The following is a 13,478-nucleotide window of genomic DNA, read 5'->3' on the forward strand; positions in this document are numbered from 1 at the left end:
CCGCCCAAGCGAGACCCCCTCATGTCATCTTTCTTGCACGGACATGGGAGCCACCCTGCAACATTTCGTCTCGTTTTCGTTCTGGCAGGCCATTCTTCCATGTCCTAAGCTGAGGGGCGTGCACACTTTGTTCATTCCCTGGAGGGAAAAACGATGATCCAATACAGCCGACGTCTCACTCCTTGGCTCTACGCCCTTTTCATCGCCATGAGCCTCGTCCTGATCCTGCCGCCGGCGCAAGCGGCCACCAACCAGGAAGAGCTCATCCGCGACGCCCGCGAAGCACTCGCCACGCTGCGCAAGATCAACCCCGCGGCGGATGCCATCGCCAAATCGGCCAAAGGCGTGCTGGTGTTCCCCAACATCATCAAGGCAGGGCTCGTCTTCGGCGGCAGCTACGGCGAAGGGGTGCTCTTCGTCGATGGCAAGGTGCGCGGCTTCTACAATTCCGTCTCCGCCTCCTGGGGGCTGCAGCTCGGCGCCCAGTCCTACGGTTACGCGCTCTTTTTGATGAACGACAAGGCGCTGAAATACCTCGAGGAAAGCCAAGGCTGGGAGCTGGGCACCGGCCCAACCGTCACCTTGGTGGATACCGGCGTGGCCGCGAACCTCTCCACCACCACCTTGCGCGACGACGCCTATGCCTTCATCTTCGACCAGCAAGGCTTGATGGGCGGCATCAACATCGAGGGCACGAAGATCACCCGTATCAAGCAGCCTTGAGCGCTTGACACTCCGAAACATCTCCCGAACGCCGCTTGCGGTATAAAAGGGAAACGTTCGAATCACGAAGGGAGTGGACATGAAACGGGTTTTCTTCCTCGCGCTCACTGCCACCGCCTTGGGCGTACTGAGTGGTTGCGCCACGTGGGATCGCATGTCGGCCCGCGAGAAAGCCGCCGTGGGCGGAGCCGCCGTGGGCGGCGTGGTCGGGGCGGCGGTCTCCGACGGCGGCGTGCTGGGAACCGTCGGTGGAGCCGCCATCGGCGGTCTCATCGGCGACCAAATCGGCAAATGACTCAGGAAGCAGGCGCCCTTGCGCCTTCCGCCGCTGGCGCCGCCTCCGACGGCGGCGCCAGGCGCGTCACCAGCAGCTGGTCGATACGATAGTTGTCGATATCGACCACCTCGAAACGATAACCCTTGTATTCGAGCGCATCGGTACGCTTGGGCACCTTGCGTAGGTGGTACATCATGAAGCCGGCAATGGTCTCGAAGTGCTCCGAGCCCTCGAATTCGTCGATGCCGAGCACCTCGGCCACCTCGGCGATAGGGGTGAGCCCATCGAGCAGCCAGGAGTCGGCATCGCGCTGCACGATCATTTCCTCGCGCCCCACCACGGGGTCGACGGCAACCACCGTATCCATCACGTCGCGCAGGGTGAGCAGACCGACGACGATGGCGTACTCATTGACGATGAGCGCGAAATCCTGCCCCGCGCTGCGGAAGCGCTGCAGCGCTTCGAGCAGCGTGAGCGTATCGGGGAAGACCAACAAATCCCGTACCACCATCTCGGCAGTGAGCGAGACTTTCTCGCCGTCGATGATGGAGAGAAAGAGATCACGCGTATCGACGTAGCCCACGGGCCGATCGAGCGAGCCGTCGCACACGGGAAACTTGCCGTGCGGATGGTTGCGCAGTTTCTTGCGGATGCTCTCCTCGGCCTCCCCCACCAAGAGGTAAACGATTTCGTCACGCGGCACCATGGCGGTGCGCACGGTGCGTTCGTCGAGTTCGAAGACGCGCGTCACCAGTTTCTGTTCCTCGGCGAGCAGCGTCCCGGCGCGCGTGGCCGCATCGGCGAGCGCCACGATCTCGTCGACGGTAACCTCCTCGCGCCGCCGCTCCGGCGCGCCGGCCACGCGCAGCACGGCGGAGGCGAGCGCATCGATCGCCCACACCAGGGGGTGCAGCAGGCGCATGAGCAGCGTCATCGGCGGGGCCACCACCAGGGCGATGCGCTCGGGGGCGAGCAGCGCAAGGCGCTTGGGAACCAGATCGGCGAGCACGACGAAGAGCAGCGTCACGGCGAGAAAGGCAATCGAGGAGGCGACCGAGCCGGCGTATTCAGGAGGGAGCACGAGGGCGGCAAGCGGTTCGAGCGAGGGCGTGATCGAGGATTCGCCCACCGCCCCGGCGAGGATGGCGACGCCATTCAAACCGATCTGTACCACCGTAAAGTAGTGACCCGGCTGGTCCTGCAGGTGCAGGATCCGTTTCGCCGCGGCATTGCCCTCCTTGGCCAACATCTCGATGCGCAGCCGGCGCGAGGCGGCGAGCGAGATCTCCGCCAGAGAGAAGAACGCGCTCGCCAATACGAGCAGCAGCAGGACGAAGAGGATCGTCATGATGAAAATTTTTCCTTCGTAACGTATTCATTATAGCGAGGAAGCCCGGCGACACCGGGCGATATAATGGAAAACTGTCACGAGGAACGATGGCGATGGACACGATCCTGCTCGTATATTGCACGGCCCCCGACCCCGACACGGCGCGCGAGCTCGCCCGCACCTTGGTCGAGGAGCGGCTCGCCGCCTGCGTGAACGTCGTCCCCGGCCTGCGCTCGCTCTACCGCTGGCAAGGCAAGGTGCATGAAGACGCGGAAGCCCTGCTGCTTCTGAAGACCACCGCGGTGCGCTACCAGGCGCTACAGGAGCGCCTGCGCGCGCTGCATCCCTATGAACTCCCGGAGATCGTCGCGGTCCCAGTGTCGGCGGGGCTGCCCGCTTACCTGGAGTGGGTCGCCGCGCAGACCCTGCCCGCACCCGAGGATTCCGCATGAACCGTCTTCGTTCTCGGTCACGCCTGCCGTATTGCCTGCTGACCCTGCTCTTCCTCTTCGCACCGTTCGTCGCGCGCGCCGCCGATCCGGTGCCGCCGGAAGAAGCCTTCGTCCCGCATGCCTGGCGCGGGGCGGAGAACTCCATCGTCGTCGATTTCACCATCCGCGAGGGGTACTACCTCTATCGCGACAAGCTGAAATTCACCGCCACGGCCCCTGCCGGAGCGCAGCTGCACGCTCCGCGCTTGCCCCCGGGGGAAGCCAAGCAGGACGAATTCCTCGGCGACGTCTACGTTTACCGCGACCGTGTCGCCATCCCCCTTCCCTACGAAGGCGAAATCCCGCAGCACCTGCGCCTCACCTACCAAGGCTGCTGGGACGGTGGCATCTGCTTTCCGCCGGTGGTCACCGACCTCGAGGTGGCCGCCGCCCCTCCTGCCGCGAGTTTGCTACAGCGGCTGCGCGGTGCCGTGGAGACGTCCCCCGCTGCGACCTCCGAGGCTGCGCCGCCTGCGAGCGCGTTGCCGGCCGATGAGAGTGGGCGGCTCGCGCAGGCGCTCGCCGGACGCCACTGGGCCCCCATGCTCGCCACCTTCTTCGGGCTGGGGCTGCTGCTCGCCTTCACGCCCTGCACCTTCCCCATGATCCCCATCGTCTCGGGCATCATCGTCGGAGGCAAGGAACACGTCTCGCGCGGACGGGCGTTCGGCCTGTCGCTCGCCTACGTCCTGGCCATGGCCGCCGTCTATGCCCTCGCGGGGGCGCTCGCGGGGCTGTCGGGCACGATGCTCTCGGCCGCCCTGCAGACGCCCTGGGTGCTGGGAGGCTTTGCGCTGGTGTTCGTGCTGCTCTCCTTGTCGATGTTCGGCCTCTACGAGCTGCAGCTGCCGTCCTCCTGGCAGACCCGGCTCGATGCCGCCGCCGGGCGGCTGCCGGGCGGGCGCTATCTCGGGGTGGCCTTCATGGGAGCGATCTCGGCGCTGGTGGTCGGCCCCTGCGTGGCCGCGCCGCTCGCCGGGGCGATGCTCTACATCGCCCGCACGGGAGACGCCTGGCTCGGCGGCTGGGCGCTCTTCGCGCTGGGGCTGGGCATGGGGGCGCCGCTCGTGGCGGTGGGTATGGGCGCGCGGGAACTCCTGCCGCGCTCCGGCCCCTGGCTCACGGGCGTGAAACGCACCTTCGGCGTGCTGATGCTGGCACTCGCCTGGTGGATCGTGCGGCCAGTGGCGCCGGACTGGCTGTGGCTGCTCGGCTGGGCGCTGCTCGCCTTGGGCACCGGCGTCTTCCTGCACGCGATCGACCCCCTACCCCCGCAGGCGTCGGCCATGCGACGCCTGGGCAAGGCCGTGGGTCTGGCGCTCGCCACCTACGGCATCGTCGCCCTGATCGGCCTGCTCTCCGGCGGACGCGACCCCCTGCAGCCGCTCGCGCTGCGCTTGTCGGCCGCTTCCGCCGCAGCGGCACCGGCGCAGCAGGTTCCCACGGTGCGCTCGCTCGCCGAGCTGGAGGCGGCCGTGCGCGCGAGCGATCGCCCCGTGCTGGTCGACGTGCGGGCCGACTGGTGCGTCTCCTGCCTGGAACTGGAGCGCGTCACGCTCGACGATCCCCGCGTGCGCGAGCGCTTGGCTGGAGTGGTCCGTGTCGGAGCGGACGTCACCGCCGCCGACGAATCCGCCCGCGCGCTGTTGCGCCGCTTCGAGCTCTTCGGGCCGCCGGCGCTCCTTTTCTTTTCACCCGGCGGCGCCGAGCGCAGCGAGTTGCGCGTGGCCGGCTATCTCGGCCCCGACGAGCTGCTGCCGCGGCTCGAGCGCTGGCTGGGGCGCTAGCCGCCTTCGAGCATCGCGCGCAGACGCGCCAGCCGCGCCTGGGCGTCTTCCTTGGCCACGGGCTCGTCGCGCCGCCGCGTCTGCACGCCATCGCCCATCTCGGCGATGAAGCGCGACGGCTCCACGCTGCGCCATTCCTTGCCCTCGCGCCGGCGCTCGCACCAGGTGATCGTCAGGCTGCGCTGCGCACGCGTAATGCCGACGTACATGAGCCGGCGCTCTTCCTCGATCCGCTCTTCTTCCAGGCTCGCCTGATGCGGCAGGATGCCCTCCTCGACGCCGACGAGGAAGACGTGCTTGAATTCCAGCCCCTTGGCCGCGTGCAGGGTGGCGAGTTGCACCGCGTCGGCATCGTCTTCCCCCTCGTCGAGCCGGGCAACGAGGTTGAGCGTCTGCGCGAGCTCGAGTAGCGTCTTTCCTTCCTCCTCTCCCTTGCGCCCCACCCAGGCGGCGAAGTCGCGCAGCGAGCGCGCCCTCGCCTCGGCCTCGCGCGGCTGCCCGTGCGCGAGATACCAGCCTTCGAGGTCGATCGCCGCGAGCAGCTCTTCGAGGAGCCGGGCGGCCGGCTCGCGCTCAGCCCGCCAGCGCAGCCGGTCGAGGAAGCCGGCGAAGGTGCGCAGGGCCTGCAGCGCCGCGGCCGGCACGTGCGCTGCCGCGCCTTCTTCCCGCAATGCCGCCGACAGGCTCAGGTGGCGCAGGCCGGCGTAGCGCGACAGGGCCTCGATGCTCGCCGGGCCGATGCCGCGCCGCGGCGTGGTGACGGCGCGCACGAAGGCCGGGTCGTCGTCCTCGTTGAGCAGCAGCCGCAGGTAGGCCATGACGTCGCGGATCTCGACGCGGTCGAAGTAGGATTGCCCGCCGGTGAGGGTGTAGGGGATCTTGTGCTGGCGCAGGGCCTGCTCGAAGAGCCGCCCCTGATGGTTACCGCGATAGAGGATGGCATAGTCGCGCCAGCGGCCGCGGTGCTGGAAACGGTGGGCATCGAGCCGCGCCGCCACCCATTCGGCCTCGTGCTCGGGATCGCGGCAGGCGAACACGGTGACCGGGTCGCCCTCGCCGTGCTCGGACCACAGGCGCTTGTCGAAGAGCTTGTCGTTGTGCGCGATGAGCGTGTTGGCGGCGGCGAGGATGCGGCGGCTGGAGCGGTAGTTCTGCTCCAGCTTGATGACGCGCAGCCGGGGGTAGTCCTGCGCGAGCAGGCGCAGGTTCTCGACGTCGGCGCCGCGCCAGCCGTAGATCGCCTGATCGTCGTCGCCCACGGCGGTGAAGGCTTCGCGCGGCCCGGCGAGCAGTTTCAGGAGCTCGTACTGGGTGCGGTTGGTGTCCTGGTATTCATCGACGAGGAGGTAGCGCAGCCGGTTCTGCCAGCGCTCGCGCACCTCGGCATCGCGCCGTAGCAGACGCAGGGGCAAGAGGATGAGATCGTCGAAGTCGACCGCGTGGTAGGCGCGCAGCGTGCGCTCGTAGTCGCGGTAAGCCGCCGCCGCGGCCGCGGCGAGCTCGTCGCCGGCGAGCTGCTCGGCCTCCTCCGGTTCGACCGCTGCGTTCTTCCACTGTGAGATGCGCCAGTGCAGCTGGCGCACGATGCCGCGCTCGGCCGCGGGCAGGAGCTCGGCGAGCACGTTCTGCGCATCGGCCGGATCGAGGATGGAGAATCTCGGCTTGAGGCCGAGATGCGGCGCCTCCTCGCGCAGCAGGCGCACACCGAGCGCATGGAAAGTGCTCACGGTCAGCCCGCCGGGGAGGCGCCCGCCCAGGAGCGCCGCCACCCGCTCCTGCATCTCGCGAGCGGCCTTGTTGGTGAAGGTGATGGCGGCGATGTGCCGGGGGGCGAGCCCCACCTTTTGGATGAGGTGGGCGATCTTGTGCGTGATGACGCGCGTCTTGCCGCTGCCGGCCCCGGCGAGCACGAGGCAGGGGCCGTCGAGGTGGGTGATCGCCGCGCGCTGCGCCGCATTGAGCTCCATACGCGCCGGGTCAGGCCACGCCCGCTTCCTGCGCCTGGCGGTCGGCCCAGTAGGAAGAACGCACGAGCGGCCCGCAGGCGGCATGACGGAATCCCAGGGCGAGTGCCTCGCGCTCGAAGGCAGCGAAGGTCTCGGGCGGAACGTAGCGCTCCACCGGCAGGTGCCCGGACGACGGCTGCAGATACTGGCCGATGGTGAGCATGTCGCAGCCGTGCGCGCGCAGGTCGCGCATCACCTGCACGATCTCCTCGTCGGTTTCGCCCAACCCCACCATCAGGCCGGACTTGGTCGCCACTTCGGGATGGCGCGCCTTGAATTCCGCCAGCAGCCGCAAGGAATGGGCATAGTCGGCCCCGGGCCGCGCCTGGCGGTAGAGCCGGGGCACGGTTTCCAGGTTGTGGTTCATCACGTCGGGCAGATCGTGGGCGAAGGCTTCCAGCGCCGCCTCCAGCCGGCCGCGGAAATCCGGCACCAGCACTTCGATGCGGGTGGAAGGCGAATGCTCGCGCACGGCACGGATGCAGGCGGCGAAGTGCGCCGCGCCGCCGTCGCGCAGGTCGTCGCGGTCGACGCTGGTGATGACCACGTAGCGCAGGCGCATGGCCGCCACCGTGCGCGCGAGGTGCTCGGGCTCGGCCGGATCCGGCGGCAGCGGCTTGCCGTGGGCCACGTCGCAGAAGGGGCAGCGGCGCGTGCAGACGTCGCCCAGGATCATGAAGGTGGCCGTGCCCTTGCCGAAGCACTCGTGGATGTTGGGGCAGGAGGCCTCCTCGCACACGGTGTGCAGCCGGTGCGCGCGCAAGGTCGCCTTGATGCTCTGGAAACGTTCGGCCTCTTCGCCGCCCGCCAGGCGCACGCGGATCCACTCGGGTTTGGGCAGTGGTGCCTTGGGGACGATCTTGATCGGAATGCGGGCGGTTTTTTGAGCACCGCGGGCTTTCTCGGGCGCATCGACGGGTCGGTCCATGATCGGTTCCTTTCAGGAAGAGGGCGGGGCCCAGGGGTCGGGAGCAGCGCTCCAGGCAAGCGGCCCGAGCCAGGTCTGCAGCGGCCCGAGCAGCCGCTCGGCGGTCTCGCGCACGCTCCAATCGATGCCGTGATCGCGCAGGCGCGTGGTGACGAGCCCCGCATAGCCGCAGGGATTGATGCCGGCAAAAGGCGAGAGGTCGAGGTCCACGTTGAGCGAGAGCCCGTGGTACGTACAGCCATTCTTCACCCGCAGCCCCAGCGCGGCGATCTTGGCGCCAGCGAGGTAAACGCCAGGGGCGCCCTCACGCCGCTCGCCGTGCAGGCCGCAGCTGGCGAGCAGGTCGATCACGCTCTGCTCGATGTGGTGCACCAGGGCGCGCACACTCAAACCCCGGCGGCGCAGATCGAGGAGAAAATAGACGATGAGCTGCCCCGGGCCATGATAGGTGATCTGTCCGCCGCGGTCGATGTGCACCACGGGGATCCCCAATGCCCGCCCCTGGGGCAGCAGGTGCTCGGGACGGCCGGCAAGCCCCAGGGTATAGACGGGCTCGTGTTCGAGGCACCACAGCCGGTCGGGGGCATCTCCCCCGCGCTCGGCGGTGGCGCGCTGCATGGCGCGCCACACCGGCTGGTAGGACTGCCGGCCGAGCCAGTGCACCGAGGTAGGATTCACCAACGCTTGAGCCACAGCACCAGCGCGTCCCAGGCGCGGCCGAACCATCCTGCCTGCGGCACGTCCTCGAGCGCCACCGCGGTGAGCGTGGTGAGCGGTTTACCCTCGACGGTCACTTCCACCCGGCCCACCGGCTGCCCTTTGCTCACGGGCGCGAGCAGCGGCTCTTCGCCGACGAAGCGCGCCTGGGCGTGCTTGGCGTCTTCGCGCGGCAGTGTCAGCACCACGTCGGAGGTGAAGCCCACGGGCACTTCTTTCTTCTCGCCTTTCCACACGCGCAGCGTGGCCACCGTCTGGTTGGCATCGTAGAGTTTGACGGCATCGAAGAACTGGAAGCCGTAATTGAGCAGCTTGAGCGATTCCTGTACCCGCACCTCGTCAGAGGGCGCCCCCAGCACCACGGCGATGAGCCGGCGCCCCTCGCGCTGCGCCGAAGAGGCCAGGCAGTAGCCGGCGCTGGCGGTATGCCCCGTCTTGATGCCATCGACGCTGGGGTCGAGCCACAGCAGGCGGTTGCGGTTGGGCTGGCGGATGCCGTTGAAGACGTATTCCTTTTCCGAATAGATCTTGTAGAACTGGGGAAACTCGTCGATGAGGGCGCGCGCGAGCAGGGCGATGTCGTGCGGACTCATGTAGTGCTGCGGATCGGGCATGCCGGTCGCGTTCATGAAGTGCGAGTTCTTCATGCCGAGTTTCTTCGCCGCATCGTTCATGAGGGCGGTGAAGGCCTCCTCGCTGCCGGCCACCGCCTCGGCCAAGGCCACGGAAGCGTCGTTGCCCGACTGGATGATCATGCCGCGCAGCAGCTGCTCCACCGTGGGCGCCATCTTGGGGTCGATGAACATGCGCGAACCGCCCATCTTCCACGCCGTGGGCGAGACGGGCACGCTTTGGTCGAGCCGAAGACGCCCGTCACGCAGCGCACCGAAGATGATGTAGGCGGTCATGAGCTTGGTGATGGAGGCCGGCTCGGCCGGTTGGTCGGCATCCTTGCCGGCGAGCACTTCGCCCGTGCGCGCATCGATCAGCACCCACTGCCGGGCATTGAGCGTGATGGGCGGCACCACCGCCTGCGCCACTGCGACCCAGCACACCAGAAAGAACGCAAACAAAGCCTGAATCGTCCGAGGAAACCTCACGCTCCGACTCCTACGACACATTGCGAAGCACCCCATTATACGCCGCGACGCTTCAGGGGGCGGTGACCACGAAGGCGCTGCCGCCCAGGCGTGCCGTGACGATGCGCGCTGCCGTGCGCGCCGCCGCCTCGTCGGCGAACGGCCCGGCCCAGACGCGGACTTTGTCCGTTGCGGCGACCACGTGCAAGTCGATCTCCGGCAACATCGTCGCCGCGTGCCGCCGGAAGGAATCGGCGTTGTCTGCCTGGGCGAACGCTCCCAGCTGCAGGTAATAGCCAGGCGCCGGAACCGTGCGCTCGATCGCGGCGGGTGCGAGCGGGACCGCCGCAATCGCCTCTTGCGTCGGAACGGCCGCAGTCTGTACGGCCGCCGCCTCGTTCGCCGGCGTACTGGCCGTGGCGATCACGGGCGGCACGGCGGTCGGGGCGGTTTCCGCCTCGGGCGGCGTGCGCCCTGCCGCCGGTGTGGGGGTAGCCGCGGAACGGGCAGCGAGCGTCGTCGGCCGGTTTTCACTGCCGCGGGCGCGAATCGGCTCGCCGCGCGCCTCGGCCAGGCGAATCTCTTCCGGCAGGATCAGCTCCACTTCTACCTGCGTCGTCCCCTGGTTGGCGAACCCCAGGCGGTCGGCCGCCGCGAACGACAGGTCGATGAGCCGTTCGGAGACGAAGGGGCCGCGGTCATTCACCCGCACGATCACCTGTCGACCGTTAGCGAGGTTGGTCACGCGCGCGTAGCTGGGAATGGGCAGTGTTTTGTGCGCGGCGGTGAAGGAATACATGTCGTAGGTCTCGCCCGTAGCCGTCGGCTGGCCATGGAACTGCCGGCCGTACCACGAAGCCAGGCCGATCTCCCGGTACGGAGCAAAATCCGTCATGGGGAAGTACGTGCGGCCGAGCACGGTGTAAGCGCGTGCATTGGCCGGACGCAAGGGCTCGACGCGCGGAATCGGCTCCTCGCCGGAAACCATCGCGCTGCGCACCCCTGCCTCGGTTGCCGTGCGCTTCGTCTGCGGCGAACCGCAGGCCGCCACGCTCAGACCGACGAGGACCACCACGCTGGCCGCAGGCCATCTCTGCACGCGTTTCATGCCACCCCCCGCCAGGCGGAAAAACCTCTCTCAGGGGCACTCTCGGCCGCCGCGCTCAAGAGCAACCCCAGACCGGTGGCCAGCGTCACCAGCGCCGTTCCGCCGTAGCTGATGAACGGCAAAGGCACGCCGACCACCGGCAACATGCCGCTCACCATCGCCACGTTCACGAACGCATAGACGAAAGTGGTTCCGACGACCGCCCCTCCCATCAGCATCCCGGCCCAGCTCGGGCTGCGGGCGGCAAGCCAGGCGCCGCGCAGCAGCAGCAGCGCGTAGGCCGACAGCAAAGCCGCCGCGCCGAAGAAACCGAACTCCTCGGCAAGCACCGCGAAGATGAAATCGGTGTGGCGCTCCGGCACGAAAGAAAGCTGCGACTGCGTCCCCTCGCGCCACCCCTTGCCCCACACGCCCCCCGAACCGATGGCGATCGCCGCCTGGATGGTGTGGAATCCCTTGCCCAAGGGATCGCGCTCCGGATCGAGCAGCGTGCACACGCGCTGTTTCTGGTAATCGTGCAGCATGGGCCAGGCCACGTCCGGCTGACACCAGCGATCGCCCTGCACGAGCAGCGCCCCCACGCCGATCGCCAGCGCCAGTACGAGCGGCCCGATGAGCCGCCACGACAGCCCGGCGAAAAAGAGGACGAAGCCACCGGCGGCCACCACCAGGATGGTCGTGCCCAGATCGGGCTGCTTCAGGATCAGCGCGGCGGGGATCGCGAGCAGCGCGAAGGCCACGGCGTGATCCCACCACGCAAGCGACTGGCGCCGCCGAGCAAAGTACCATGCCAGCATGAGCGGCGCCGCGAGCTTCATAAGTTCCGAGGGCTGGATGCGCACCACGCCCAGATCGAGCCAGCGCGTCGCCCCCTTGGCCGTCTCGCCGAAGAGCAGCACGGCCACCAGCAGCAGCACCCCCACGAGATACAGCGGCGGGGCCAGGCGAAACCACCAGCGAAACGGCACCTGGGCTGCCGCCAAAAGCGCCGTGAGCGCCAAGATCTGGTGCAGCCACAGGGAATCGACCCGCTCGGGAGAAGCGCTCATCAGCACCACCTGCCCGCCGGCGAAGAACAGCAGCACACAGGCGATGAGCGGAGGGTCCCAACGCCGTCCCATCCGCTTCAAGACAGCGAGCCATGGCATGAGATTCATCGCCCGCCCTCTTCTCCGGGTTCCACATGGGAAGCAAAATAATAATCGAAGATCTGCCGCATCAGGGGAGCCGCCGTCCGGCCGCCGGGGCCGCCGTTTTCCACGATGATCGCCGCGACGATGCGGGGCTCGTCGGCCGGAGCGAAGGCGATGTACCACGAATGGTCACGCAGATCCTCATCGGTGGCATCGGGGTCGTACTTGCGCCCTTGCAAGGAGAAGACCTGCGCCGTGCCGGTCTTGCCACCCACCGAATAGGCCGCCCCGGCAAAGGCGCGGGCCGAGGTGCCGATACGCGCGCCGTCGACCATCGCCCGCAGCACGGCATCGACGTGCGCGGGATCGAGTTTGACGAAGCCGGCTACCTCACCGGCGACGGGAATGCGCTCGCCCGTGACTGGATCGAGCGTGGCTGCCAGCACGTGCGGCTTGCGGATCACGCCGCCATTGACGAGGATACTCAAGGCATGTGCCATCTTCAAGGGCGTATAGGCATTGTAGCCCTGACCGATGGAGGTCGACAGCGTCTCGCCGCCGAACCACTGCTGCTGGCTCGCCTTCTTGAACCGCTGCCGTTTCCATTCGCGCGAAGGCAACACCCCGGACGCTTCGCCGGGCAGGTCGATGCCGGTGCGCTGTCCGAACCCCAGTTTACCCATGAAGGAACTGATGGCATCGATTCCCAGCTCGTTACCCAGCGTATAGAAATAGACGTTGCAGGAGAAGGCCAGCGCCCGGTGCAGATCGACCCCGCTCTGGCAACTGCTCTTCTTGTCATACAACTTGACGCCGGAATACTCGAACATCCCTTGCCGGTCGAACCGCTGCCCCGGCTGGCGCTTGCCCGAGGTGAGCCCGAGCATGGCCATGAAGGGTTTGAAAGTCGAGCCGGGCGGATAGGTACCGCGCAAGGCGCGGTTGAAGAGGGGACGATCCTCGCTCAGAGCGAGCCGCTCCCAGTCGGCCTGCGTCAAACCGTCGAGGAAGAGCTTCGGATCGAAAGAGGGGGAAGAAACCATGGCGATCACCGCCCCGTCGCGCGGGTCGAGCGCGACGAACGCCCCGCGCCGCCCGGCAAAGGCGTCGAGCACGAAACGCTGCAGGCGCGCATCGATCGTCAAGACCAGATCCTTGCCGCTCACCGCCTCGCGCCGGTCGAGCCGGCGCACCGCCCGCCCCGCCGCATTCACTTCCAGCCGCTCCCAGCCGGTCGTGCCGTGCAACAGCGCCTCGTACTGCGCCTCGATACCTTCCTTGCCGGTATAGTCGGTGCCGCGGTAGGCACCCGTGAGCCCCTCGCCCTCCAGCCGCTCCAGATCCTGCTCGTTGATTCGCCCGAGATAACCGACCACGTGCGCCGTCGCTTCGCCCTGCGGATACTCGCGAAAGAGCCGCGCCTGCACCTCGACGCCGGGAAAGGCGAACTTCCAGGCCACGAAGCGCGCCACCTCCTCGTCCGTGAGATGCTGGCGGATCGCGATGCTGCCCAGGCCGCGCTGGTCCCGCATCTGACGCAGGAAGCGCTTGCGGTCGCTCTCTTCGATCGTGACGATTTTGGAGAGGCGATCGATCGTGCCATCGAGATCCCGAACCTGCGCCGGATCGATCTCCAGGGTATAGGCTCGCACGTTGCGCGCGAGTGCCTCACCGTGAATGTCCAGGATCTGGCCGCGATGCGGTACGATGGGCACGAACGCCTGACGGTTGTCTTCGGCCAGCGTCTGAAAGCGCGCGTGCTCCCGCACTTGCAGCTGGTGCAGGCGGCCGAGCAGGACCGAAAAACCAGCAAGGATCAAGACGGCCAGCACCGCCAGACGCCGGCGCGTCCGACCCACCACCGCCTCGCCGTCCAATCCGCTATCCGTCATGCCCGTC

12 protein-coding genes are annotated in these 13,478 nt (G+C 67.8%); 4 read left to right on the forward strand and 8 right to left on the reverse strand.

Annotated features, from left to right (window positions below):
- Positions 1 to 207 precede the first annotated feature (207 nt).
- Entirely contained in the window at positions 208 to 723 is a 516-nt protein-coding gene (locus OA56_RS01815) for a lipid-binding SYLF domain-containing protein (RefSeq protein WP_408646100.1), read from the forward strand.
- Positions 724 to 802: 79 nt separating this feature from the next.
- The gene (locus OA56_RS01820; protein ID WP_055423270.1) at positions 803 to 1,018 is read left to right on the forward strand and encodes a glycine zipper 2TM domain-containing protein; all 216 of its coding nucleotides are present in this window, start codon (positions 803 to 805) and stop codon (positions 1,016 to 1,018) included.
- A 1-nt stretch (position 1,019) separates the two neighbouring features.
- On the opposite strand, the gene paeA is transcribed toward OA56_RS01820, so the two are convergent.
- Positions 1,020 to 2,348 carry a polyamine export protein PaeA gene (gene paeA / locus OA56_RS01825; RefSeq protein ID WP_141056112.1) on the reverse strand — a complete coding sequence of 443 codons (1,329 nt, stop codon included), beginning with the start codon at positions 2,346 to 2,348 and terminating at the stop codon, positions 1,020 to 1,022.
- A gap of 95 nt (positions 2,349 to 2,443) precedes the next feature.
- Between paeA and cutA the strand changes: the two genes are divergently transcribed.
- Both cutA and dsbD read left to right on the forward strand, forming a co-directional pair.
- Positions 2,444 to 2,782, forward strand: a complete 339-nt coding sequence (gene cutA, locus OA56_RS01830; RefSeq protein ID WP_055423272.1) for a divalent-cation tolerance protein CutA — start codon at positions 2,444 to 2,446, stop codon at positions 2,780 to 2,782.
- Positions 2,779 to 4,608 carry a protein-disulfide reductase DsbD gene (dsbD, locus tag OA56_RS01835; protein ID WP_055423273.1) on the forward strand — a complete coding sequence of 610 codons (1,830 nt, stop codon included), beginning with the start codon at positions 2,779 to 2,781 and terminating at the stop codon, positions 4,606 to 4,608. Before cutA ends, dsbD begins: the two co-directional genes overlap by 4 nt.
- Here the strand turns inward: dsbD and OA56_RS01840 are convergent.
- From OA56_RS01840 to mrdA, 7 genes are read right to left on the reverse strand one after another with little or no spacing between them, the layout of a single operon-like run.
- Positions 4,605 to 6,575, reverse strand: coding sequence for a UvrD-helicase domain-containing protein (locus OA56_RS01840; RefSeq protein ID WP_055423274.1), 1,971 nt, complete (start codon positions 6,573 to 6,575; stop codon positions 4,605 to 4,607). The two genes, dsbD and OA56_RS01840, sit on opposite strands and share 4 nt — an antisense overlap.
- A gap of 10 nt (positions 6,576 to 6,585) precedes the next feature.
- Positions 6,586 to 7,542 carry a lipoyl synthase gene (gene lipA, locus OA56_RS01845; protein WP_055423275.1) on the reverse strand — a complete coding sequence of 319 codons (957 nt, stop codon included), beginning with the start codon at positions 7,540 to 7,542 and terminating at the stop codon, positions 6,586 to 6,588.
- 12 nt (positions 7,543 to 7,554) lie between these two features.
- Complete coding sequence (lipB, locus tag OA56_RS01850) at positions 7,555 to 8,160, reverse strand: lipoyl(octanoyl) transferase LipB (RefSeq protein ID WP_055423396.1); 606 nt, start codon at positions 8,158 to 8,160, stop codon at positions 7,555 to 7,557.
- 56 nt (positions 8,161 to 8,216) lie between these two features.
- Positions 8,217 to 9,359, reverse strand: coding sequence for a D-alanyl-D-alanine carboxypeptidase family protein (locus OA56_RS01855; protein ID WP_055423276.1), 1,143 nt, complete (start codon positions 9,357 to 9,359; stop codon positions 8,217 to 8,219).
- Between the two features lie 52 nt (positions 9,360 to 9,411).
- Positions 9,412 to 10,446, reverse strand: coding sequence for a septal ring lytic transglycosylase RlpA family protein (locus OA56_RS01860; protein WP_461583262.1), 1,035 nt, complete (start codon positions 10,444 to 10,446; stop codon positions 9,412 to 9,414).
- Positions 10,443 to 11,603: a rod shape-determining protein RodA gene (gene rodA / locus OA56_RS01865; RefSeq protein ID WP_055423278.1), complete on the reverse strand. Its 1,161-nt coding sequence runs from the start codon at positions 11,601 to 11,603 to the stop codon at positions 10,443 to 10,445. Before rodA ends, OA56_RS01860 begins: the two co-directional genes overlap by 4 nt.
- Positions 11,600 to 13,471: a penicillin-binding protein 2 gene (gene mrdA / locus OA56_RS01870; protein ID WP_461583263.1), complete on the reverse strand. Its 1,872-nt coding sequence runs from the start codon at positions 13,469 to 13,471 to the stop codon at positions 11,600 to 11,602. Before mrdA ends, rodA begins: the two co-directional genes overlap by 4 nt.
- Positions 13,472 to 13,478: the final 7 nt, after the last annotated feature.

Source organism: Tepidiphilus sp. HLB4 (genome assembly GCF_054823945.1).

Bases quoted from the DNA above. Each gene is read 5' to 3' on its own strand.
- lipA (WP_055423275.1), bottom strand. From the start codon at position 7,542: ATGGACCGACCCGTCGATGCGCCCGAGAAAGCCCGCGGTGCTCAAAAA.
- OA56_RS01820 (WP_055423270.1), top strand. From the start codon at position 803: ATGAAACGGGTTTTCTTCCTCGCGCTCACTGCCACCGCCTTGGGCGTA.
- OA56_RS01815 (WP_408646100.1), top strand. From the start codon at position 208: ATGAGCCTCGTCCTGATCCTGCCGCCGGCGCAAGCGGCCACCAACCAG.
- dsbD (WP_055423273.1), top strand. From the start codon at position 2,779: ATGAACCGTCTTCGTTCTCGGTCACGCCTGCCGTATTGCCTGCTGACC.
- paeA (WP_141056112.1), bottom strand. From the start codon at position 2,348: ATGACGATCCTCTTCGTCCTGCTGCTGCTCGTATTGGCGAGCGCGTTC.
- OA56_RS01860 (WP_461583262.1), bottom strand. From the start codon at position 10,446: ATGAAACGCGTGCAGAGATGGCCTGCGGCCAGCGTGGTGGTCCTCGTC.
- lipB (WP_055423396.1), bottom strand. From the start codon at position 8,160: ATGCAGCGCGCCACCGCCGAGCGCGGGGGAGATGCCCCCGACCGGCTG.
- OA56_RS01840 (WP_055423274.1), bottom strand. From the start codon at position 6,575: ATGGAGCTCAATGCGGCGCAGCGCGCGGCGATCACCCACCTCGACGGC.
- mrdA (WP_461583263.1), bottom strand. From the start codon at position 13,471: ATGACGGATAGCGGATTGGACGGCGAGGCGGTGGTGGGTCGGACGCGC.
- rodA (WP_055423278.1), bottom strand. From the start codon at position 11,603: ATGAATCTCATGCCATGGCTCGCTGTCTTGAAGCGGATGGGACGGCGT.
- cutA (WP_055423272.1), top strand. From the start codon at position 2,444: ATGGACACGATCCTGCTCGTATATTGCACGGCCCCCGACCCCGACACG.